Genomic DNA, 22,398 nt, shown 5'->3' with positions numbered 1-22,398 from the left:
CGCTTTACTTTTGCTTCTCGTCCCGGGCGGCCGCACTCCGGCGATCAGCCGGCAGGATCGTATCCAGCAGCGTGCTGATCCGCGGCCGCTGGTCACCGACGAGTCCCGAACCCACCATCACGCCCAGGGCGATGGACAGCACGGTGAGCAGCGCCGAGGCGATGACGTGCAGCCCACCCGAGTTCCCTTGGCCGACAAGGTTGGAGACGCCGGTGAGCCCGATCCCGCCCGGCACCAGCATCCAGAACGCGGGCAGGAACGCGACCTGCGAAGGCGGGGCGTTCTTGCGCCGCTGCACGAAGTAGGCGGCCGGGACCGCGGCCAGTCCGCCGAGGAAAGAGCCCAGGAGTTGACCGGAGAAATTCTGGCCGACGAGTTGGGCTCCGTAGGTCACGTAGAGCACGACCAGCAACCAGCCCAGCGAATTCGGTGGTGCGCTGGCCCGCCAGGAATGCCCGAGGCCGATCAGCAGCACGCCGATCAGGGGCGCCCACCAGCCCATCTGGTCCGGCCCGCTGGCTTCCGGAACCGGGCGTGGTCCCAGCACTTCCAGGCCGATGAGCAGTCCGAACGACAGCAGGAACAGCATATTGATGCCGTACATCAGCCGGCTCGCCCCGGCGACCATGGAACCGGTGGCCAATTCGATGGTGCCGTTGGTGAGCATGGCACCTGGCAACAGGGTGGCTACCGCTGGGATCACCAGCTGACTCGGATGCCCGCCGGACAGCTGATCGGGAAACCCGAACGCGACCGCCGAAACCAGCGCGGCGGCGGTGACCGGCAGCGCCAGCGACAGCAGCGAAACCTTCTCGGCGACCCACACCAGCAGGCCGACCAGCACACCGAGCACGCAGTAGCCGACCAGTGACGGCTCCGCCGGATTGAGCATGAGGCCCAGTCCGACGGTCAGTACGACTTGGCCGAGCAGAGTGAGCAATACGGGGGCGCGCGGCTTGGAGTCGAGGATGTCGCCGAGCGCCGCGGTCACCTCCGTGGGCGGCGGCAGTTTCTCCTTCACCCGATCCAGCAGCCGGTAGAGCTCGGCGATCTGGTCGAGACGCAAGGTGCCGATCGACGCGCCGAGCATGTCGACCGCGGAACCGCGCGCATCCTGGATCCGGACGAAAACGCCGGTGGGCAGGACGAAGAAGTGCACCCCCTGCGCACCGTAGCGACGCGCGAGTTCGTCGAGCAGCGCCTGCACGCGGTTCGTGGTCTCGCCCGCGCCGATCAGCGCCACACCGATTCGCCGCAGCAGATCCAGCAGATCCGCCGAGACCGGCGGTTCCTCCGGCGGCGGGGCCTGCGCCAGCGGCGGACGGGGAGCGGGCATGCGGCGCAACACGAAATGGACCGCACCCCGAAGCCGTGCGTCAGTCCACTGACTCACCCGATCGGCGTCCACGCCGCCCGCTCACCTCCGCCGCTGCCGACAATCCAGCAAGCTTATGGCAAACGGACCGCGTGGCGCCGGTTCCGACGCGGTTACAACGCGTCGTTGAGCTTGTTCAGGCGCTCGCAGGCGTCGACGTACTCCTGGATCAGGCGCGCGACCACGTCGGCCGAACGCTCCACCTTGTTCATCATGCCGACGACCTGACCGACCGGATTGAAGTTCACATCCTTGGCCTGCTCGGGGTAGCGATGCCCGCGCTTGACGCCGTCGATCGCGACCATCATCTGCAGCGGCATGGGCAGCGGCTTCGGGTTCTCCGGCGCTTCCCAGGCCTCGGTCCAGTCGTTCTTGAGCATGCGGGCCGGCTTGCCGGTCCAGGCGCGCGAACGCACGGTGTCGTGGCTGGAGGCCTCGATGTAGCTCTGCATCTGGGCGGGCGGCACATTCGCCTCTTCGACGGTGAGCCAGATGGAACCGGTCCACGCGCCGGCCGCGCCCATCGCCATGGCGGCGGCGACCTGACGGCCGTTGCCGATACCGCCCGCGGCGAGCAGCGGCAGATCGCCGATGGCGTCGATCACCTGCGGCCACAACACCATCGAGGAGACCTCACCGCAGTGACCGCCGCCCTCGGTGCCCTGGCAGACGACGAAGTCCAGACCGGCTTCCTTGTGCTTGAGCGCGTGCTTGACCGACCCGCACAGCGCGCCGATCAGACGACCGGAGTCCTGGATCTGCTTGATCACGTCATCCGGCGGGGTGCCGAGCGCGTTGGCGACCAGCTTGGCCTTGGGATGCTTCAGGATGACTTCGATCTGCGGCGCGACGGTGGTGGCGGTCCAGCCGAGCAGTTGGTTGACCTGCTCGTCGTCGGGCAGGTGCGGCACGTTGTGGTCGTTGAGCAGTTTCTCGGCGAAGTCCCGGTGCCCCTGCGGAACCATTTCCGCCAGTTTGGCTTCCAGTTCCTCGGGACTCAGGCCCTCGACACCTTTACCCTCGTACTTGGACGGGATCACCAAGTCCACGCCGTAGACGCCGGTGACATGCTCGTCCAGCCAGGCCAGTTCGACCTCGAGCTGTTCGGCGGTGAAACCGACCGCGCCGAGCACGCCGATGCCACCGGCATTGCTGACCGCGGCGGCAACGTCGCGGCAGTGAGTGAAGGCGAAGATGGGGAACTCGATCCCCAGCCGGTCGCAGATTTCGGTACGCATGGCGTGCTGGTCTCCCTAGCCATAGAACGGGTTACAGTTCAGGCGGCCGCCCGCAACGCTCGAAACTGCCGCGTACCACGAGTATCGCCATGGCGCGGCAGCGGCAGCATCGACTGGCGGGTGCACCATCAACCGACAGTAACACGTTCTAGTTTTGTCGGTACAGCATCAATTTCTCCTTAACCGGGCCCTCGAACACCGCGCCGACCCCATAGGATCGCGATGTTCGTTTGGGAGGGAGTGACCTTGACCGGCGTAATGGAAAGCCCGGCGCCCGCGCTACCGGGGTGGTTCACCGAGTTGTTCGCGCATCGGCGGTGGGTCCGCCGCGCCACACCGTTTCCGCACGTCTACGCGCGCGACGTGTTCGTCGACGAGTTCTATCAACGCCTGGCCGCCGAGTACCTGCGCGTGCGCCGCGACCGTCTCGCGGACTTCCACGAGGTCAACGAGCTCTACAGCGCGGACGCGATCTCGTTGAACAAACTGCAGGACGGTCCGCTGGCGCTGTTCAGTTCCCGCGAATGGCACGACTTGATCGCGGGCGTCGCGGGGGTGCGCGGGACCGGCGACATCGAAGGAGCCGTGCATCATCACCCGCCGGCCAGTCCGCGCGGCTGGCCGCACAGCGATCTCGCGCCCGCCTGGTTCCCCGGCGCGGAGCCGCCGGCCGCGGACGAGACCCGGCTGCCCGACGACTCGGTCGACATCCAGCACGGTGAACGCGAACCCGGCACTCCCGCACGCGAATTGGTGCGCGGCGTGGCGGTCATGTTCTACCTCGCCAACGATCCGTCCTGGACGGCCGGCGACGGCGGCGAGACGGCCCTGTTCGCCCACGTGCACGGCAGGCACGACCCCGCGCCCGACCTGCTGGTGCCGCCGCTGAACAACTCGATGGTCATCTTCGAATGCACGCCCCGGTCCTGGCACACCTTCGCGGGCGCCAATGTGCACGACCGTAATTGCGTGGTGATGTGGCTGCACCGGCCGAAGGCCGAAGCCGTCCGGCGCTGGGGCGAGGGCCACATTGTCCAGTGGTGACCGCCGCGTCTGCCTGATCACCGGCGCGGGCGGGCGGCTGGGCGACCAATTCTGCCGCCGCCTCTACACCGAGTACGACATCGTCGCCGTGCACCGCGAGCGACTGCCCTCGGCGCCCTCGCAGCATGAATGGTTCGTCGACCCGTTCCAGCCGGACGACGTTGTGCCGGAGAACGATTCGCGCGTCTACCTGATCAAGTCCGAGCTGACCGAGCCCGGCGAGGTGGAGCGGGTCGTCGACTTGGCGCTGGCCCGGTTCGGCCGGGTGGACCTGCTGGTCAACAACGCGGTGCACGCCGGCATCCAGTTCAACGGGCTGGTCGACGGCGATGCCGCGCTGGACGATTTCGACCGCACCTTCGCTACGAATGTCGGTGTCCCCCTGCGCTTGTCGACCCGGCTGGCACAGCGCAGCTGGCTGCACGACGACGCCGGGAACCGGGAGTGGAATCGCAATATCGTCAACGTCTCCTGCGTCGCGGGCACCGAGGTATTGCCCGGCGGCCAGGCGCTGTACGCGGCGTCCCAAGCCGCGTTGAACCACCTGACCCGGCACCTGGCCGCGGAATTCACCGAATTCGGTGTGCGCGTGAACGCCATCACGCCCAACAGCTTTCCCGGCGTCGTACCGATCGAGAACGTGTTGCGCGCCATCTTCGAACTCGACCACGGCGAGATGACCGGTGGTGTCTTCGACGTCGAGATCGAGGAAGAGCCACCGGCGGGCAGGCACGCCCTGCCCGCCTGACACCGCGTCAGTGCTGGTAGCCGACGCCCGTCAGCTGCTCCGACAACTCCCAGAGCCGCTGGGCGAAAACGGGATCCACCGCCTGCTTGACGCTCGGCGGTTCCTCCTTGAACCGGTGGAAGTACTTGCCGTTGATCGCCGCGGCATCCGGAGTGGTCACCAGATGCACCATCGGCTCGGCCCCCTTGTCCGGACGGATGAAGAACGGCCGCGACAGCGGCGACCGGATCAGCGCGCCGATCCCGAACGGGATGTTGTCGTACACGTTGGTGGCGACCGCGCCCGGATGGAAGGCGGCGGTGACCAGCGCGGTGCCGGCGGTGCGGCGCGCCAACTCGCGGGTGAACACGATATTGGCCAGCTTGGACGCGGCGTAGGAGCCGAGCATCGAGAACGAGCCGGTGGGCGCGTTCGCGGTGTCCAAGTCCAGTTTCGCGATCCGGTAGGTCACGCTCGAAGTATTGATGACCCGCGGCTGCGGCGATGCCTGCAAGCGTTCCAGCAACAGTGCGGTCAGCAGGAAGCCGCCGAGATGATTGACCTGGAAGGTCCGTTCGTTGCCGTCCGTGGTGACGGCGCGTTCGGCCCAGGAGCCGCCCGCGTTGTTGACGAGGACATCGATCTGGGGAAAACGACCCAGCAACTGATCGGCGAGCTTGCGCACGTCATCGAGACGGGCGAAATCCGCGAGAAAATGCGGTGCGCCGATCTTGTCGGCGACCTGCGCGGTCCGCTCCGGATCGCGCCCGACCACCGCGACGGTGGCGCCGCGTGCGGCCAGCCGCTCGGCGGCCACCGCGCCGATCCCGTTGCTGGCGCCGGTGATCACTACGGTCCGGTTCTGTAAGTCCTTGTCCTGCACTGCCATAACTTTCCTCCCTGAAATGCCCACCCTTCCTCATCGTCGATGGATCGGAAGAGTTCTTCAAGGGCGCATACCCGCGCATGTGCCGAAGATGTCTCCCGGGCTACGACCGGCGGTGGCGGTTCTGGCAGGCTGATCACCGTGCGGACGTCGGCGTGTTGGCGTCGAACGTCCCGGCGGGCTGCTGCATACTCACCACGGGGTGGCCCTCCACACAGCGCGCCGTGCAGCTCCAACCGATCCGAAAGTGCCGATACGACATGCGAGTCGACGGGCGGGACATCCCGGTCACGGGCAGCCTGCTGCAACCGCTGACCCGGCGGACCACCGACATAGTTCGCGTCGTGCTGGCCGCGTCCTGGCTGGGCCTCATCATCGCCGCGTCGGTGATCACCCGGCCGGAATGGCTGGCTCTGGAACGCTCCGTCTCCGATATCGTCGGCTTCCTGACACCCGATCAGTCGAACCTGGTCTATCTGGTCTATGGCGTGCTGATCCTGATCCTGCCGTTCGCGATTTTGGTCGAACTGATCATCGGCAGACAGTGGAAATTGCTCGCCGGATACGCGGCCGCGGCGGTCCTGGCCGGACTGCTGCTGTCGATCACCGGCACCGGACTGTCCGCGCCGCAATGGCATCTGCAGGTGCCGGACCGCCTGGACACCTTCCTGTCCCAGTTCCTCGACGACCCGCGCTGGATCGCCATGATCGCGGCGGTGCTCACGGTGTCGAGCCCGTGGCTGCCGCGGAAACCACGGCGGTGGCTGTGGTTCCTGCTGCTGTTGTTCGCACCGATCCACCTGGTGGTCTCGACCGTGGTGCCGGCGCGCGCCATGCTCGGGCTGGCGGTCGGCTGGCTGGTCGGCGCGATCATCGTCTGGCTGGTCGGTACACCCGCGCTGGAGGTGCCGCTGGACGCGGCCGTCCGGGTGCTGGCCAGGGGCGGGCACACGGTCACCGCGTTCCGGGTGGTACGACCGGCCGGGCCGGGTCCGCTGGTGCTCGCGGCCGCGACCGACGGTGACGCGGGTGAACTGAACGTCGAGTTGTACGGCAAGGATCAGCGCAGTCACGGCGCGTTGCGAATGCTGTTCCGGTGGCTGACTTTCCGGCGCGGGGAGACGGCGGCCATGCACGGTTCGCTGCATCGCGCCGTGGAACATCGGGCGCTGATGACCATCGCCGTCGGCGAGATCGGGTTGGCGGCGCAGGAAACCCTCGCGGTCGCCGCGCTGGACCGCGGCTGGATGCTGTACGCCCACACCACACCCCGCGGTAAGCCGTTGAGCGAGGTGCCCGCCGAGGACCTGCCCGATGTGTGGAAGTCGTTGCGGGCGCTGCACTGCGGCCAGGTGGCGCACGGTGATCTGCGGCCCGAGGAGGTCCGGCTCGGGGACGACGGCGTCGCCCGCTTCACCGGTTTCGGCAATGCCGAGTTCGGCGCGTCCGAGGTTCAGCAGAAAACCGATATCGCGCAACTGCTGGTGCTCACCTCCGCGATCTTCGGCAAGGAGACAGCGGTGCGGGCGGCGATCGACGCGCTCGGCGAGGAGCCGGTGCTGACCGCCTCACCACGACTGACCAAGTCCGCCATGCCCTCCGGGATCCGCAAGTCCGTCCCCGAGTGGAAGTCCGTGCTCGCCGGGACCCGGGACGAGGTGCGCAAGCAGACCGGTAAGGACAAGATCGAGGCCGATCAGATCACCCGGTTCAGCCGCAAGCAGATCATCCAGTTGGCCTTGCTGATCGGCCTGGTCTATGTCGCGTACCCGTTCATCAGCCAGGTGCCGACGTTCTTCACCCAGTTGAAGACGGCGGACTGGTGGTGGGCGCTGCTCGGTCTGGGCATCTCGCAGCTGACCTATCTCGGTGCGGCGGCGGCGCTGTGGGCGTGCGCGTCCGGGATGGCGTCGTACCCGAACCTGGTGATCATGCAGATCGCCAACACCTTCGCCGCGACCACGACGCCGGCCCGGGTCGGCGGCCTCGCGCTCAGCGTGCGGTTTCTGCAGAAGAGCGGGCTCGGCGCGGTGCGCGCGACCGCGGCGGTGGCGTTGCAGCAGGCCGTTCAGGTGATCACGCACCTCGGGCTGCTGCTGTTGTTCAGCGTGGTGGCGGGCACCTCGACGGACCTGTCGCACTTCGTGCCCGACGCCACCGTGCTGTACCTGGCCGCCGGTGTCGGCGTCGGTGTGATCGGCACCTTCATGTTCGTGCCGAAACTGCGGCACTGGCTGAACAATTCGGTGCGCCCGCAATTACAGGAGGTGCTGGGCGAACTCGGTGACCTGGCGCGCGATCCGAAACGGTTCGCGATCATCGTGCTCGGCTCCGGCGCCATCACCCTCGGCATGGCCGGCGCCCTGTGGGCCAGCGTGCAGGCGTTCGGCGGCGGCGCCAACTTCGTCACCGTCACCATCGTCACCATGATCGGCGGCACCCTCGCCTCGGCCGCACCCACCCCCGGCGGCGTCGGCGCGGTCGAGGCCGCCCTCATCGGCGGCCTCGCCGCGTTCGGTCTCCCCCCGGCCATCGCGGTGCCCAGCGTCCTGCTCTATCGCGTCCTGACCTGCTGGCTGCCGGTCTTCTGCGGCTGGTTCACGATGCGCTGGATGACGACCCGCAACCTGATCTAGCCGGGCTTGACAGCGCGCAGGACGCCGGTCACCGGCCGCACCGCGCTGAATTCGATATCCCGGAAGCCGGTCTGCGCCAACAACTCCCGGTAGCGACGGATGTCGAGAGCGGCCACCGGATCCGCGTCCGGGCCGATCGCGGCGTGATCGTGGGTCTTGCGCCCGGCCGAACGGCCCATCGCGCGCAAGACGGCGGGCAGGATCCGGCCGTGCGGGTGGGTGTCGGCCAGCAGCAACCGGCCGCCGGGTCGCAGCACCCGGAACATGTGCGCTACCGCCGCCGGACGTTGCGCCTCCGGGATGTGGTGCATGACGAAGGTGCAGGTCACGACATCGACACTGGAGTCGAGCAGCGGAAGTGTCTGTGCCGGAGCGAGTTCGAACGCGCAGTTGCCCAGGTGCCGGGAATGCGCACTCGCGTACCGGACCATTTCGGGGGCGGGATCGACGCCGGTCACCGATCCCCCGCTACCAGTGCGCTCGGCCAGCCGGCGAACCAGATCGCCCGGCCCGCAACCGATGTCGGCCACCCGGTCGCCCGCCTGGACACCGCTCAGCGCGGTCAGCTTCCGGTTCAGCGAGGCGCTGCGGCCCAGCGTGAACACCGAGCGGAAGATCAGATAGCTTCGGGGTCTGGTGATCAGAATGCCGACCTCGTCGGCGGGATTTCGGGTTTCGGTCATGGCTTCATGGTCGGCGGGTACGGCCGTACCGACCAGGAACAATGCGGTGCGAACCGTTCGTTTCCGGACAGATGGCCCGGTATTGTCCGGGTTCGGGAGTTGAGATGAACGACAGCGCGGATCGCCGCGTCCGGCGGACCAGGCAGCTGCTGCATCGCGCGCTGATCGAGTTGATGCTCGAGCGCGGGTACGACCGGATCACGGTGCGCGACATCCTCGAGCGCGCCGATGTCGGGCGGTCCACCTTCTACGCCCACTTCCGCGACAAGGACGACCTGCTGGTGGTGAGCAGCACCGAGTTCCTGCGCGGCGCCATCGCGGCGGCGCGGCGGAGCGCGGCGCACGCCGAGTGGGCCCCGCCGGACACCGACCCGCTCGCGCCGATGTACACCGTGTTCTGGCTGACCGCCCAGTACTCCGATGTGTACCGAGCCTGGCTGGGCCGCAAGAGCACCGGCGAACTGCTGCGCGCCTACCAGGCGGTGCTGGCGGAGCTGCTGACCGAACGGCTGGCCGACCGCCTCGACCTGGACCGAGCCGAGCTGGCCGCCACGGTGACGTTCCTGTCCTGGGGTGTGGTCGGGCTGCTTGGCGCGATCGCCCAGGACGACCCGCCGACACCGCCGCGCGAGGCCTACCGGCGGCTGGATCAACTCGTCGGCCCCGGGCTACGCGCCCGGCTGCGCTGAAGTCAGCGCCTACGCTGAATTCATCGGCGGCGCAACAACTCCAGTGCGACCGCGGAGGTGAGACTGCCGGCGGTCACCAGTTCCAGATTCGCCAGCGACGCCGCGTGCGCCTCCGCGGTGGCCGCGATGACACAGTCGGTGACGACATGCACGGTGAAACCGAGGTCGGTGCCGTGCCGGGCGGTCTGCTCGACCGTCAGATTGGTGGCGACGCCGGTCAGGAACAGCGTGTCCACCTCGTGCTCGGTGAGCCACTCGACGATCTTGCTGCCCGCCAAGCCGGACAACTTCTGATTGTCGAAAGCCACCGTGTATCGGCCCGCCATCTCCGGAATCGTCTGCGCGCCCGCCGATCCCGGCCGGAAGTCGGTCTGCCCGGCCGCGACCGAGCGCATGAATCCGGTGTTGCGCACCAGCTCGCCCTCCCCGATCGGAATGGTGAACCGGGTGAACACGACCGGCACCCCGGCGTCGAGCGCGCCCGCGTGGAAGCCGACGGCCCGTCGCACCACCCCGCTGCGCGCGACGGGAGCCGCCAGCATCGGCCCGAAGAAGCCTTCGGGCCGAATCACATTCACCTGCCAGTGCAGTCCGAGCACGGCGGCGCGGATGCGGGGAGTAGCCATGGGCCGATCATGAGGCATCCGCACCGGTTGCGCAGGGTATCCGCAGGTGTGAACTCAGCCGGCCGGACGTGACCACGCGGAGCGCGGCGCACACCGCCGATCAGGCACCGCTCGAATAGTCCTTGCGCAGCTGTACTTTCACCACCTTGCCGCTGGCGTTGCGCGGCAGTTCCGGCACCACGACCAGGTCCTTCGGGTGCTTGTAGCGGGCCAGGTTCTCGTTCAGGAACGGTTCCAGTTCCGCCATGCTCAGCTCGCCCGCGGGGTCGGTGAGCGCCACCACCGCGACCGGCACCTCGCCCCATTTTTCGTGCGCCCGCCCGATGACCGCGGCCTCGCGGATCTTCGGGTGCGCGAACAGCACGTTCTCCACCTCGGCGCAGTAGATGTTCTCACCGCCGGAGATGATCATGTCCTTCTTGCGGTCTACGACGTAGAGGAAACCGTCCGCGTCCTGGCGCACCAGGTCACCGGAGTGGAACCAGCCGCCCTCGAACGCCTCCGCGGTGGCTTCCGGCTTGTTCCAGTAGCCCTGCATGAGAGTCGGTCCGCGGTAGACGATTTCGCCGATCTCACCGGGCGCGACATCGTTCATCTCGTCGTCGACGATGCGGCTCTGGATGGTAGGTATCGGCTTGCCCACCGAGCCCAGCTTGGCGATCGCGTCCTTGCCCTCCAGCACGCAGGTGATGGGCGACATTTCGGTCTGTCCGAACACCGCGACGTTCTGGGCGTCCGGGAAGCAGTCGGCCATGGCGCGCAGCACCGTGTCCGAGGCGGGCGCCGCGCCCCAGCTGAGCATCTTCAGCGCCAGCTTGCGCTGTTTGACGGTCGGCTCATCGCAGATCAGCTGCCATTGCGCGGGCACGCAGAACGCGGTGGTGGCTCCTTCCCGCTCCACCGCGTCCAGGTACTCGGTCGCGTCGAAGGCGCCCAGCGGATGCAGGACGGTCTTGCCGCCGAGCAGGAAATACGGTGCGAGACTGCCCAATCCGGCGATGTGGAACAGCGGCGAGGTACAGAAGCCGACCGATTCCGGGGTGATGTCCATGGCCCGGATGCAGGTCAGCGCCTGGGCGTTCATATTCGCGTGCGAGAGCACCGCGCCCTTCGGGCTGCCGGTGGTGCCCGAGGTGTACATGATCAGGCTGGGAGTGTCCTCGGGGATGTCGAGCGGAGTGTGCGGCTCGCCGCCCTCGGCCAGCAGCTCCTCGAAGCCCAGCACGCCCTCGCCCGATGTGCCGTTGATGACGACGCAGGTCTCCAGCGCGGGGGCCTGTGCCAGCACCGCGGTGGCCAGTGGTTGCAGCACCGTGTCGGTGACGATCGCCTTCGCGCCGCTGTCGCTCACGATGTAGGCGACCTCCGGCGGGGTGAGCCGGAAGTTCACCGGCACCGCGATCGCGCCGAGCGCGTTGATGCCGAAGACGGCCTCCAGGTACTGCGGATAGTTCAGCGCGAGCAACAGGACCCGGTCGCCGAAGCCGACGCCGCGGCGGGCCAGCGCGTCGGCGAACTTCTCCGAACGCTCGTGCAGTTGAGCCCAGGTGGTGTCCTCGCCACGGAACCGCAGCGCGACCGCGTCGGGCCGCATCAGCGCGTGCGTCGCGATCTGGTTGTTCCAGTGGTTGCGCCGCGAACGGATCGGCTCGTCGAGCGCTTGGGCACCGTTGGTCATGAGTTGAGCTCCTCGCCGCCGACCCACACCGCCGGGGTCGGACTGAGACGAGAATAACAACTAACTTAATTGTGCGGCAAGAGCGAATCCATCTGCCCGAAATCGAGGTAATCGATCAATTTCTAGCGAATCGTGGCTCACTTACGGGTTGTATAGGCAGTTACTCCCATGTCACCATCAAGGCCGAAGACCGACAGACAAACAGGAGAGCGCGATGCTGCGTACCAGGTTCACCGAGACCTTCGGGGTGGAGCACCCGATCGTGCAGGGCGGCATGATGTGGGTCGGCCGCGCCGAACTCGTCGCCGCCGTCGCCGAGGCGGGCGGCCTCGGTTTCCTCACCGCGCTCACCCAGCCCACCCCGGAGGACCTGCGCAAGGAAATCGCGCGCACCCGGGAACTGACCGACAAGCCGTTCGGCGTGAACGTCACCATCCTGCCGTCGATCAACCCGCCGCCGTATGCCGAATACGTCCAGGCGATCATCGACAGCGGCGTCAAGATCGTGGAGACCGCGGGCAGCAACCCGGAGCCGTTCCTGCCCTACTACCGCGACGCCGGCATCAAGGTGCTGCACAAGTGCACCAGCGTCCGGCACGCGCTCAAGGCCCAGAAGATCGGCGTCGACGGCGTCAGCATCGACGGCTTCGAATGCGCGGGCCACCCGGGTGAGGACGACATCCCCGGCCTCATCCTGATCCCCGCCGCGGCCCGCGCGCTGGAGATCCCGATGATCGCCTCCGGCGGCATCGCGGACGCCCGCGGCCTGGTCGCCGCCCTCGCGCTCGGCGCCGACGGCGTCAATATGGGCACCCGCTTCCTGTGCACCCAGGAGTCCTCGATCGATCAGCGGGTCAAGGAAAAGATCGTCGCCAACAGCGAACTCGACACCCAGCTGATCTTCCGCACCATGCGCAATACCGCCCGCGTCGCGGACAACGAGATCAGCCGCAAGGTCGTCGAGATCGAAAAGGCCGGCGGCACTTTCGACGATGTCCGCGAACTGGTTTCCGGCGCCCGCGGCCGTCGCGTCTTCGAGGACGGCGACCTCGACGCGGGCATCTGGTCCGCCGGCCTGGCGCAGGGCCTCATCCATGACATTCCGAGCTGCGCGGAACTCATCGAGCGGATGGTTACCGAGGCGGAGTCGCTCATCAAGGCACGGTTGGCCGACTTGGTCGCCTGATGACTGCCGAATGAATCTTTCAGGCCGAACCTGACGAAGTCGTCCCACCAGGGGTTAAGTACCGATCAGTATGTCCAATTTTGGACAAACCTGATATTTCGGTAAGGATCGCGCCCTGGTCGGGATTTCTTCATCAGCTGGGAGTATTCGAATGTCACTGTCGCGCAAGGCCGCCCTCGCTCTGGTCACGGCGGCCACGGCCGCTTTCGCCACGGCCGGGGCCGGAGTGGCACAGGCCGAGCCGGGGCCGGACGGAAGTCTGTACGGCTCGCTCGCGTTGAACGAGAACAACGGCGACTCCGCGTGGGCCGTGAACTATCCGGATTGGGCGACGTCGGACGCCAACGCGCTGGAGGAATGCGGCGGCGCGGACTGCATCGTCGTCGCGCGTTTCCGGGACGGGTGCGCCGCCATCGCGGTGAACTCCGACAACGAGTGGACCGAGGGCTACGGCCCCACCCTGCGCATCGCCGAACAGGACGCGATCCGCAATCTCGGGCCGCTCGCACCGCCGTTCCCCGATCTCGGTAGCGCGGCGCCCAAGACCGCCGAGATCCTGATCTCGCACTGCACCGGCTGACAGCCCAGCCGAAAATGCTTCGACGACGCGGACGGCGCGGACGTAGGCTGGCGCGATCTTCTGGAGGGGGATGCCCATGTCCACGCTGTCTGTCACTGTCGAAGAACTCGTAGTCCATCCGCATGCGAATGCCGACCGGCTCGAGCTGGCCCAAGTCGGCCTGTACCGAGCCGTGGTCGCCAAGTCGCAGTTCGCGACCGGCGATTACGCGCTGTACATCCCGGAGCAGGCGATCCTGCCCGAGCCGCTGATTGAGGAGCTCGGGCTGACCGGGAAACTGGCTGGCCCACAGCGCAATCGGGTGAAAACGGTCCGGCTGCGCGGTGAGGTGTCGCAGGGCATCGTGTGCCGTCCGGCGGCCATGGCGGGAACAGACCTGGCGCAAGCCGCGGCCGAACGGACCGACTTCGCCGAGTTGCTCGGCATCACCAAGTGGGTGCCGCCGATTCCGGTGGCGATGTCCGGGCAGGTCGAGCCGGCGCCGGAGCTGATCCGGTGGATCGATGTGGAGAACATCAAGCGGTATCCGGGAATCTTCGAGGTCGGGGAGCCGGTCGTCGCGACCGAGAAGATCCACGGCAGCGCGTGCCTGATGACCTATATCCGCGAGGGCGACCGAGTTCAGGTGTCCTCCAAGGGCATCGGCGGGCAATCGCTGGCCTTGGTCGCGGCCGAGGGCAACCTGTACTGGCGCGCGGTACAGCGGCACGGCTTGCCGGAGGCGGCCCGGAAACTCAGCGCCGCACTGGGTCTCGCGCGGGTCGCGTTCTTCGGCGAGGTGTACGGGCAGGGCGTCCAGGACCTGCACTACGGTGCCGCCGCCGCGCACGACGAGACCCTCGGCTACGCGCTGTTCGATATCGCGATCGATCCGGACCCGGAACCGGTGCGGTGGCTGAGCCATGCCGAAATCGGCTCCGTACTGAGCGATCTCGGGATCTCCGTGCCCCGCGTACCCGTCCTCTACGAAGGCCCGTACGACGCCGAGGCCCTGCTCGAACTCGCCGAGGGCGCCGAAACCGTCACCGGTACCGGCGCGAACATCCGGGAGGGCCTGGTGGTCCGGCCCGCCATCGAACGGTACGCGCCCGTCCTCGGCGGTCGCGCCATCGGCAAGATCGTGTCCGACGCGTACCTGCTCCGCGACGGCGGCACCGAATACGAGTGACCGAAGCCCGGAGTCAGTGGGTCCGGGCCCACTGCTCCGGGTCCGGGCTGCCCGCGTCGATCCACTGCCGGTGCTCGGCGGCCGCGACCTCGTAGGCGGCGTCGAAAACGACGCCGGTGCGCCGGGTCAGTGCCGCACCGAGGAAAGCGCCCGGGTCGATCCACACCGGCAACGGCGGCACTTCCACCACGGGATGGGCCGGTGCACCGGGTGCGACGATGGGGGTCGCGTACACCCACGCGCCGTCCAACGTGCTGGCGAAGATATGACCGACGCCCCGGGCGAACCGCTCGAACAGCGCGTACTGCGCCATCGTCGGCGCCAATCCGCCGGTCGGAAAGTGGCGCAGCAGCGCCTGTTCCAAGATCGGCAGCCGATCCTGCCCCCAGGGCCGCGGGCCGAGCTCCGGCGCTTCGTCGAGGGCCAGACGCGCCAGGTCTCCGTCCATCGCGGCGAGCCAGGTGGTGAACTCCGGGTCACGCTGCCGCAGCGCATGCTGACGCAGTTCCTGCGGGCTGTATGCGACGAACTCTCCCAAGATCCGGCTCCTTCGGCGGTGGCGTTCGGCACGGATTCTTCCCCGGTTCGCCACCGGAACCCGGCAAGCGCGGTCAGCGGCTGTGTCGCCATCGTGTACTTCGCCGCCATCGTGTGCTGCGTCACGCCTCGTCACATCATCCGGCGCTGTCTCGTCCAAGGGGTACCAGCTACGAACAGGAGAAGACGATGCGAGTTCTGCTTGCCGGGGCGACCGGCGCGATCGGACAGCCCCTGATCACAGCGCTCACCGACCGCGGTCACCAGGTGCTGGCGCTGGCCCGACGGCCGGAGAGCCACGGACTGATCCGGCAGCTCGGCGCCGAGCCGGTGGCCGCCGATGTGCTGAACCGCGACGGACTGCTGCGCGCGGTGGCCGGGCTCCGCGCCGACGCCGTGCTGCACGAAGCGACCGCCCTGAAGGGCGCGGGCCCCCGACTGAAGGCGGACGATCCGACAAACGCGTTGCGCGGCAAGGGAACCGCGCATCTGCTGGAGGCGGCGGAGCTGGTCGGCGCGCGCCGATTCGTCACCCAGTCGCTGATCACCGGCTACGGCTACTTCGACCACGGGGACCGCCCGATCACCGAGGCCGATCCGTTCGGTGTGGAAACCGGCGGTTACGCCGACCCGGTGGTGGCGGGCTGCCGGGCCACCGAGGAACAGGTCTTCGCGGCCGACCTCGACGGAATCGCGTTGCGCTACGGCCTGTTCTACGGCCCGCGGGCCTTCAGCGATATGTTCGCCGACCTGATGCGCAAGCGCGTGCCGGTCATCCCGATGGGCGGCGGCGGATACATCAGTTGGGTGCATGTCGCCGACGCGGCCCACGCGACTGTCGCGGCGCTCGAAAACGGCCGCCGCGGTGCGGCTTACAACATCGCCGACGACGAGCCGATCACCTGGCGGCAGTTCATGGACGCGGTCGCCGCGCACCACCACACTCCGCGCCCGCTGGCCCTGCCCACTTGGCTGATCCGCCTGACCGTGCCGTACCTGGCCTGCCTCATGTCGGACACGTCGATGCGGGTGTCGAGCGAAAAGGCACGGCGCGAGCTGGGTTGGACGCCGGACCATCGCTCGGTGCGCGACGGGCTCGGTGTGGACGACCGGCGCTAATTCTTGGCGGCGCGGGCGGTGACGGCGGCGTGGTCGTGGCCCGCGATCACCTCGATGCCGGGCGGGAGCGCGTGCAGCCGGTGGATGGTGGTGAAGGCCGCGTCCCGGTCGTGGTCGAAGAGCAACCCCGGCATCGGGGCTTTCTCCCGGAGCAGGTCGATCTGCAGTGTGCTGTAGACCGAATCCCCGGCCAGCAATACCCGGGTGCCGTCGTCGACGGCCAGCAGTACGCCGATGCTGCCGGGAGTGTGCCCCGCGAGCTCTACCAGCACAACGGACCCGTCGCCGAACAGATCCTTGCTACGGGAGAAGGTGAGCACCGGCGGACCATCCAGCTCGAGCAGATCGAAAGTCCGTTCACGCAGCGGACCACGCGCCACCCCGATCGGCGCGTGCGCGCCACGCAGTGCCCAATCATGCTCTGCCGCAGGGAGTCTGACCGGCACCGAAGCGGGCAGCTCCAGCAAGCCGGAGATGTGATCCCAGTGCAGGTGCGTCGGGATCACGAAATCGATGTCATCGCCGTCGATGTCCCGGGCCGCGAGTGCGTCGGCCAGGCCGAGCACCGGTTTGTCCGGTGCCACCAGCAGCGGAACCGGGAACGGCAACTCGGGCATCACCCGGTCGTGCACACCCGAGCACAGCGCGGGATCGATGAGGAAGCGCGCCTCGGGATGCTCGACGAGAAACGCCGCCATCGTCAGCGGCAGTTCGCGCAGGCTCCGAACACCCTCGGCCACAATGGTTTCCGGCGCCGACATGGCACCCTGCGCAAGGACTGTGAGCCGGACGGTAGCGGCGGGCGTAGGTGCGTCGGCGAGGGTCAACCCGGCCAGGAAGGCTTGATCGGCGCGACGCGGCCGCAACAGCCGGCGCGGTGTCGCGGCCAGCGCGGCACAGCAGCGCAGGATGGTCGGCAGGGTGGGTGTGCGCCCTTCGCGGGAACCGTCGGAATCTGGCACGACTGCCACGGTAACGGATCAGAGCTGGTCGGTGCGGCCCAGGAGCCGATCCGTCTCGCGCCGTTCGCGTTTGGTGGGCCGGCCGGAACCGCGGTCCCGCACCGGCAGGGTCGCGAGCAGTTCCTTCGGTGGCGGCGGCGGGCTGCGATCGATCAGGCATTGCGCGGCGATCGGGGCACCGACGCGCTTGGTGACGATCCGCTCCACGATCACGATGCGTTCGAGACCGCCGCCGCGAATACGGATCTCATCGCCGAGCTTGATCGTCTGGGCGGGTTTGGCGGTGGCGCCGTTGACGCGGACGTGGCCGCCCCGGCAGGCTTCGGCGGCGGCGGAACGGGTCTTGAAAAGACGGACCGCCCAGGTCCACGCGTCGACGCGGGCCTGGACGGGAGCAATCCGTTCGGTAGGGGCCACCCCTACAAGTTAAACGACGCGGCGTGCCGTGACGACCTGGTCGGGCCGCAGCGGGGTGTAGGACACCGGGGTGCCCGACTGGACCGCGTTGAGCAGCTTGCCGTCGCCGGCGTAGATGCCGACGTGGCCGCCGCCGTTGGTGATGACGATGTCGCCGGGCTGCAGGTTCTGGAAAGCCACCGGCGCGCCGACGTGCGACTGCTCGAAGCTGGTGCGCGGCAGTTCGATTCCGGCCTGCTTGTAGGCCCACTGGACCAGACCGGAGCAGTCGAAGTTGTACGGGCCCGAGGCGCCCCAGGAGTACGCGGCGCCGACCTTGGTCTTGGCGGCGTCCAGCGCGATGTCCGCGGGGGACGAAGGAGCTTCCCAGGGAAGCATGTTCGACTCGGGCAGTGTGCCGAGGGCGGACGGCGGCATCGTGGACAGGGCCTGGCCCAGCTGCTTACCGAGGTCCTGGGCCTGCACCTCGAACTCCTGCGGAACCGGGACATCGAAGTCGCCGATACCGGGGACGTTGATCGTCGCGGCCTGCGCCTGAATGGCGGGCATCGCGCCGGTCGTAGCAATAGCGCCCATGACGATGGCGCCCTTTACGGAATTCGGCAACCGAGATTCCCGCTGCAAGCTGTGTCTACCCACCGAGCTGAGTCTCCGTTTCATACTCCACCACTGACCGGGGACCCGAGGCCCCGACGACCGATCAGAGGTGACTTCGTGGCGCCGCTTCTCTTACGAGCGACAGACTCCACTAAGTCACGAGAAGATTACGGCGCGGACCCGGTGTTGTCCAGCGCACAGCTACGCATATTCTTGTGCGACAGCAAAACCCCAGGACGGGGCCCTGCCTGCGGCAGGGATACGGGGTATTACAACTCGATATCGGTGAGCAACCCGCGGCGTTACCGGGCACACCGGCCGACGAGGTTCCACCTGATTACCGGGAATCCCGCTCGGCGAGCGCGCGTTCGAGTTCGGCGATCCGCCGGCGCGCGTCGGCCAGCCCGATCTCGAGTTTTCCCAACGCCATTACCAGCGGCCCGACCGCCAGGTCCGCGACCAGCTGCGGATCGTCGTACCCCTGCTCGATCGCGACCAGGATGTTGGACCGGATCACCTCCGCCTGCGTGGCCCCCGGGGGCACATGCCAGGACTGGACTACCTCGGCGGTCGTATGGGGAACGGTTTCCTCGGACACCCGCTCAGGGTAGAGACTTCCGCGGCAATGGCAAGGACAAAATTGCCGCGTCTAGAAGAGTCCGTAGATTGCCCCAGATTTTACGGACTTCAAGCGCTACGGTGTCAGGGTATGGACCCCGTGCGGAATCCGTATGCTCCCGGAGCCGGTCAGCGCCCACCCGAACTGGCCGGGCGCGACAAGCAACTCACCGCTTTCGACATCGTGCTGGAACGCATCGCGCGCGGCCGGCCCGAACGCAGTGTCATGCTCACCGGATTGCGCGGTGTCGGAAAAACGGTGCTGCTCAACCAACTCCGCTCCGCGGCGATCAACCGCGGCTGGGGCACCGGCAAGATCGAGGCCCGCCCGGACCAGGAACTGCGCCGCCCACTCTCCTCCGCGCTGCACATGGCGACCCGCGCGGTCGCGATGGCACACCGCGATCCCGAGCGCGTCGACGATTTCCTCGGCATCCTCAAGGCCTTCGCGCTTCGCTCCACCGCCGACAAGGGCATGCGGGAACGCTGGCAACCCGGCATCGACGTCCCGGCGATCTCGGGCCGCGCCGATTCCGGTGACATCGAGATCGACCTGGTCGAGTTGCTGAAGGAAGCGGCGGCGCTGGCCAGCGATATCGGGGTCGGCATCGCGATCTTCATCGACGAGATGCAGGATCTGGGCCCCGCCGACGTGTCCGCCATCTGCGGCGCCTGCCACGAATTGAGCCAGGACGCCGCGCCTTTGATCGTCGTCGGCGCCGGTCTCCCGCACCTGCCCGCGGTGCTGTCCGCGTCTAAGAGCTATTCCGAGCGGTTGTTCAGCTATCACCGCATCGACCGGCTGGACCGCGAGTCCGCGGATCAGGCCCTGATCGCGCCCGCGCGCCGCGAGGACGTGAAGTTCACCGACGAAGCCCTGGATGCCCTGTACCAGAAGGCCGACGGCTATCCGTACTTCGTGCAGGCCTACGGCAAGGCGTCCTGGGATCAGGCGCCGGAGAGTCCCATCACCGCCGAGGACGTGGAGGTGGCCGCCCCGGCGGCGGAAGAGGAACTGGCCGTGGGCTTCTTCGGTTCGCGCTACGAGCGCGCGACGCCGGCCGAGCGCGAGTACATGCGCGCCATGGCCGATCTGTCGGGTGACGACGGCCCGGTCGCGACCTCGGCGGTGGCTCAGGAGCTGGGCCGCAAGCCCGCGTCCCTATCCCCCGCACGGGACGGCTTGATCAAGAAGGGACTGATCTACTCGGCGGAGCGGGGCACCATCGGCTTCACCGTCCCGCACTTCGGACGCTATCTGCGCAGCGTGTGATTGCTGTGTATTCGCCTCTCTAACAAGATCATTAGAGATCGTTAGAAATCTCGGGCAAACGCCTACCGGCGGGTAACCATTGTTCCTACACTCGGATGTGACGCTGATCACCTCCGAAGGAGGACATCATGGCGACCACCGCCAAAGTCGACGCCACCGAAGAACAGTCCCGCGCGCTCGTCGAGGAATCTCGCGAAACCGACTGGGCCAAGCCCTCGTTCGCGAAGGAGATGTTTCTCGGACGGTTCCGGCTCGACCTCATCCATCCCTATCCCCGGCCCGACGCCGCGGACGCCGCACGCACCGAGGCCTACCTGGCTCGGCTGCGCCCGTTCTGCGAAAGCATCGACGGCGCCGCGATCGAAGCGACGGCCCGCATTCCGGACGAGGTGGTCAAGGGTCTGGCCGAACTCGGCTGCTTCGGCCTGAAGATACCGGAATCCTATGGCGGACAAGGGCTTTCCCAGGTCGGCTACAACCGCGCACTGATGCTGGTCGGTTCGGCGCACGCCAGCCTGGGCGTGCTGCTGTCGGCGCATCAGTCGATCGGTGTCCCCGAACCACTCAAGCTGGCGGGCACGCCCGAGCAGAAGGCCGAGTTCCTCCCCCGCTGTGCGGCGGGTGCGGTCAGCGCCTTCTTGCTCACCGAGCCCGACGTCGGCTCGGACCCGGCGCGCATGGCCAGCACCGCGACGCCGACCGAGGACGGCGAAGCCTACGTGCTCAACGGCGTCAAGCTGTGGACCACCAACGGCGTTGTCGCGGAGCTGCTCGTCGTGATGGCGCGCGTGCCCAAGAGCGAGGGCCACCGCGGCGGCATCTCCGCGTTCGTGGTGGAGGCCGACTCCCCCGGCATCACCGTGGAGCGCCGCAACGCGTTCATGGGTCTGCGCGGCATCGAGAACGGCGTCACCCGGATGCACGACGTCCGGGTGCCCAGGCGCAACCTCATCGGCCACGAGGGCGACGGGCTGAAAATCGCGCTCACCACTCTCAACGCGGGCCGCCTGGCGATCCCCGCGCTGTGCACGGCCTCGGCGAAATGGTCGCTGAAGATCGCCCGCGAGTGGAGCGGCGCGCGCGTGCAGTGGGGCCGCCCGGTCGGCGAGCACGCGGCGGTCGGCGAGAAGATCGCCTTCATCGCCGCCACCACCTACGCGCTGGAAGCGGTACTGGATCTTTCGGCCACCATGTGCGACGAGGCCCGCAACGACATCCGCATCGAAGCGGCGCTCGCCAAGCTGTGGGCCAGCGAAATGAGCTGCGCCATCGCCGATGAGCTCATCCAGATTCGCGGCGGACGCGGCTACGAGACAGCCGCCTCGCTGGCGGCTCGCGGCGAAAGAGCGGTGGCGGCCGAGCAATTGGTGCGCGACCTGCGGATCAACCGCATCTTCGAAGGCTCCAGCGAGATCATGCGGTTGCTCATCGCGCGCGAGATGGCCGACGCGCACATGTCCGCCGCGGGTGCGCTGGTGGACCGCAACGCCGAGTTCAAGGACAAGGCGAAAGCCGCTGTGGGCGCTACCGGTTTCTATGCCAAATGGTTCCCCCAGCTCGCCGTCGGCACCGGAACGGTGCCCGCCACCTACGCCGAATTCGGCGCGCTGGCAAAGCATCTGCGCTTCGTCGAACGCAACTCGCGCAAGCAGGCGCGCTCGCTGATGTACGCCATGGGCCGCTGGCAGGCGAACCTGGAGTACCGGCAGAACTTCCTGGGCCGCATCGTCGACATCGGCGCCGAACTGTTCGCGATGTCGGCGGCGGTGGTCCGGGCGCACGCGCTGCGCGACGCCCCGGAGGGCAAGGGCGCGGCCGAACTCGCCGATGCCTTCTGCCAGCAGTCCCGGGTCCGGGTCCGCAAGTTGTTCGGCGCGCTCTGGGACAACACCGACGACGAGGATCGCGCCGTCACCCGCGGCGTGCTGGACGGCCGCTACACCTGGCTGGAGGGCGGCATCTTCGATCCGAGCGAAGGCACCGGACCGTGGATCTCGGAGTGGCAGCTGGGCGCGTCCACGGAACCGAACCTGCTCAATCCGTTCCTGCCGTCGACGCGCACGACCGGCACCCTCGACGGGTAAATATTCATCAATATTGGATATTTACTAGATAACTGAAGATTGTCGATACAAGGGCCCTCGCGCTACTTCCGGCGAGGGCCCTTGTCATCGCGCTAGCACTATCTAGGGGTATCTATGAGATATCCGAGACTGATTGATAGACAGATGTTTCCGATAGACGAGAAAGATCTAGTCGATCTACCGCGTCAGTTGCGCAACGCGTACATAACGGCAGGTATGAACGGCTAACGGGGCGGCTATGTATACCGACAACCGGGCAAACGCTCCACTGGGTC

21 protein-coding genes are annotated in these 22,398 nt (G+C 67.7%); 10 read left to right on the top strand and 11 right to left on the bottom strand.

Going from position 1 to position 22,398, the window contains the following annotated elements:
* Window positions 1–4: 4 nt before the first annotated feature.
* Window positions 5–1,393 carry a threonine/serine exporter family protein gene (locus BJ987_RS06175; protein ID WP_209885511.1) on the bottom strand — a complete coding sequence of 463 codons (1,389 nt, stop codon included), beginning with the start codon at window positions 1,391–1,393 and terminating at the stop codon, window positions 5–7.
* Between the two features lie 95 nt (window positions 1,394–1,488).
* Window positions 1,489–2,613 carry a nitronate monooxygenase gene (locus BJ987_RS06170; protein ID WP_209885509.1) on the bottom strand — a complete coding sequence of 375 codons (1,125 nt, stop codon included), beginning with the start codon at window positions 2,611–2,613 and terminating at the stop codon, window positions 1,489–1,491.
* Between the two features lie 222 nt (window positions 2,614–2,835).
* Here BJ987_RS06170 and BJ987_RS06165 point away from each other — a divergent pair, with 222 nt between their 5' ends.
* The gene (locus BJ987_RS06165; RefSeq protein ID WP_245365839.1) at window positions 2,836–3,657 is read left to right on the top strand and encodes a 2OG-Fe(II) oxygenase; all 822 of its coding nucleotides are present in this window, start codon (window positions 2,836–2,838) and stop codon (window positions 3,655–3,657) included.
* A complete protein-coding gene (locus BJ987_RS06160; protein ID WP_209885494.1) occupies window positions 3,644–4,405 on the top strand; it encodes an SDR family NAD(P)-dependent oxidoreductase in 762 nt (253 codons plus the stop codon). The genes BJ987_RS06165 and BJ987_RS06160 overlap by 14 nt, the downstream gene beginning before the upstream one ends.
* A gap of 7 nt (window positions 4,406–4,412) precedes the next feature.
* On the opposite strand, the gene BJ987_RS06155 is transcribed toward BJ987_RS06160, so the two are convergent.
* Window positions 4,413–5,273: an SDR family NAD(P)-dependent oxidoreductase gene (locus BJ987_RS06155; protein WP_209885492.1), complete on the bottom strand. Its 861-nt coding sequence runs from the start codon at window positions 5,271–5,273 to the stop codon at window positions 4,413–4,415.
* A 257-nt stretch (window positions 5,274–5,530) separates the two neighbouring features.
* On the opposite strand from BJ987_RS06155, the gene BJ987_RS06150 reads away from it, so the two are divergent.
* Window positions 5,531–7,906: a lysylphosphatidylglycerol synthase transmembrane domain-containing protein gene (locus BJ987_RS06150; protein WP_209885490.1), complete on the top strand. Its 2,376-nt coding sequence runs from the start codon at window positions 5,531–5,533 to the stop codon at window positions 7,904–7,906.
* Here the strand turns inward: BJ987_RS06150 and BJ987_RS06145 are convergent.
* On the bottom strand, window positions 7,903–8,589 hold the full coding sequence (locus BJ987_RS06145) for a class I SAM-dependent methyltransferase (protein WP_209885488.1): 687 nt from the start codon (window positions 8,587–8,589) through the stop codon (window positions 7,903–7,905). The genes BJ987_RS06150 and BJ987_RS06145 overlap by 4 nt on opposite strands.
* 104 nt (window positions 8,590–8,693) lie before the next feature.
* Between BJ987_RS06145 and BJ987_RS06140 the strand changes: the two genes are divergently transcribed.
* A complete protein-coding gene (locus BJ987_RS06140; protein WP_209885487.1) occupies window positions 8,694–9,278 on the top strand; it encodes a TetR/AcrR family transcriptional regulator in 585 nt (194 codons plus the stop codon).
* Between the two features lie 20 nt (window positions 9,279–9,298).
* Here the strand turns inward: BJ987_RS06140 and BJ987_RS06135 are convergent, their stop codons facing one another.
* Both BJ987_RS06135 and fadD5 read right to left on the bottom strand, forming a co-directional pair.
* Window positions 9,299–9,904, bottom strand: coding sequence for a cysteine hydrolase family protein (locus tag BJ987_RS06135; protein WP_209885485.1), 606 nt, complete (start codon window positions 9,902–9,904; stop codon window positions 9,299–9,301).
* Between the two features lie 100 nt (window positions 9,905–10,004).
* Window positions 10,005–11,582, bottom strand: coding sequence for a fatty-acid--CoA ligase FadD5 (gene fadD5, locus BJ987_RS06130; RefSeq protein WP_209885483.1), 1,578 nt, complete (start codon window positions 11,580–11,582; stop codon window positions 10,005–10,007).
* A gap of 214 nt (window positions 11,583–11,796) precedes the next feature.
* Here fadD5 and BJ987_RS06125 point away from each other — a divergent pair, with 214 nt between their 5' ends.
* The 3 genes from BJ987_RS06125 to BJ987_RS06115 all read left to right on the top strand — a co-directional run bounded on the left by BJ987_RS06125 (window position 11,797) and on the right by BJ987_RS06115 (window position 14,516).
* Window positions 11,797–12,768: an NAD(P)H-dependent flavin oxidoreductase gene (locus BJ987_RS06125; protein WP_209885481.1), complete on the top strand. Its 972-nt coding sequence runs from the start codon at window positions 11,797–11,799 to the stop codon at window positions 12,766–12,768.
* A gap of 151 nt (window positions 12,769–12,919) precedes the next feature.
* Window positions 12,920–13,348, top strand: coding sequence for a DUF4189 domain-containing protein (locus BJ987_RS06120; RefSeq protein WP_209885479.1), 429 nt, complete (start codon window positions 12,920–12,922; stop codon window positions 13,346–13,348).
* A 76-nt stretch (window positions 13,349–13,424) separates the two neighbouring features.
* A complete protein-coding gene (locus tag BJ987_RS06115) occupies window positions 13,425–14,516 on the top strand; it encodes an RNA ligase (ATP) (protein ID WP_209885477.1) in 1,092 nt (363 codons plus the stop codon).
* Between the two features lie 13 nt (window positions 14,517–14,529).
* Here the strand turns inward: BJ987_RS06115 and BJ987_RS06110 are convergent, their stop codons facing one another.
* On the bottom strand, window positions 14,530–15,054 hold the full coding sequence (locus BJ987_RS06110; RefSeq protein ID WP_209885475.1) for a hypothetical protein: 525 nt from the start codon (window positions 15,052–15,054) through the stop codon (window positions 14,530–14,532).
* Between the two features lie 188 nt (window positions 15,055–15,242).
* On the opposite strand from BJ987_RS06110, the gene BJ987_RS06105 reads away from it, so the two are divergent.
* Complete coding sequence (locus tag BJ987_RS06105; protein WP_209885473.1) at window positions 15,243–16,172, top strand: NAD-dependent epimerase/dehydratase family protein; 930 nt, start codon at window positions 15,243–15,245, stop codon at window positions 16,170–16,172.
* Here BJ987_RS06105 and BJ987_RS06100 read toward each other — a convergent pair.
* The 4 genes from BJ987_RS06100 to BJ987_RS06085 form a co-directional block, all read right to left on the bottom strand.
* On the bottom strand, window positions 16,169–17,134 hold the full coding sequence (locus BJ987_RS06100; protein WP_307869513.1) for an MBL fold metallo-hydrolase: 966 nt from the start codon (window positions 17,132–17,134) through the stop codon (window positions 16,169–16,171). The two genes, BJ987_RS06105 and BJ987_RS06100, sit on opposite strands and share 4 nt — an antisense overlap.
* 18 nt (window positions 17,135–17,152) lie before the next feature.
* Entirely contained in the window at window positions 17,153–17,551 is a 399-nt protein-coding gene (locus BJ987_RS06095) for an RNA-binding S4 domain-containing protein (protein ID WP_307869512.1), read from the bottom strand.
* A 9-nt stretch (window positions 17,552–17,560) separates the two neighbouring features.
* Window positions 17,561–18,127: a C40 family peptidase gene (locus tag BJ987_RS06090; protein WP_209897912.1), complete on the bottom strand. Its 567-nt coding sequence runs from the start codon at window positions 18,125–18,127 to the stop codon at window positions 17,561–17,563.
* A gap of 358 nt (window positions 18,128–18,485) precedes the next feature.
* Window positions 18,486–18,746: a hypothetical protein gene (locus BJ987_RS06085; RefSeq protein WP_209885469.1), complete on the bottom strand. Its 261-nt coding sequence runs from the start codon at window positions 18,744–18,746 to the stop codon at window positions 18,486–18,488.
* 111 nt (window positions 18,747–18,857) lie between these two features.
* Between BJ987_RS06085 and BJ987_RS06080 the strand changes: the two genes are divergently transcribed.
* Together BJ987_RS06080 and BJ987_RS06075 are read left to right on the top strand one after the other, a co-directional pair.
* Window positions 18,858–20,039 (top strand): DUF8462 domain-containing protein, encoded by a 1,182-nt coding sequence (locus BJ987_RS06080; protein ID WP_209885467.1) that lies wholly within the window; start codon window positions 18,858–18,860, stop codon window positions 20,037–20,039.
* 128 nt (window positions 20,040–20,167) lie between these two features.
* Complete coding sequence (locus BJ987_RS06075; RefSeq protein WP_209885465.1) at window positions 20,168–22,123, top strand: acyl-CoA dehydrogenase family protein; 1,956 nt, start codon at window positions 20,168–20,170, stop codon at window positions 22,121–22,123.
* The last annotated feature ends 275 nt before the right edge of the window (window positions 22,124–22,398 follow it).

The sequence above is a fragment of the Nocardia goodfellowii genome, assembly GCF_017875645.1.
GTDB classification, from domain to species: domain Bacteria; phylum Actinomycetota; class Actinomycetes; order Mycobacteriales; family Mycobacteriaceae; genus Nocardia; species Nocardia goodfellowii.
Note: the sequence above shows the minus strand (reverse complement) of the source record. Positions and strands in the feature narration are given on the sequence as shown.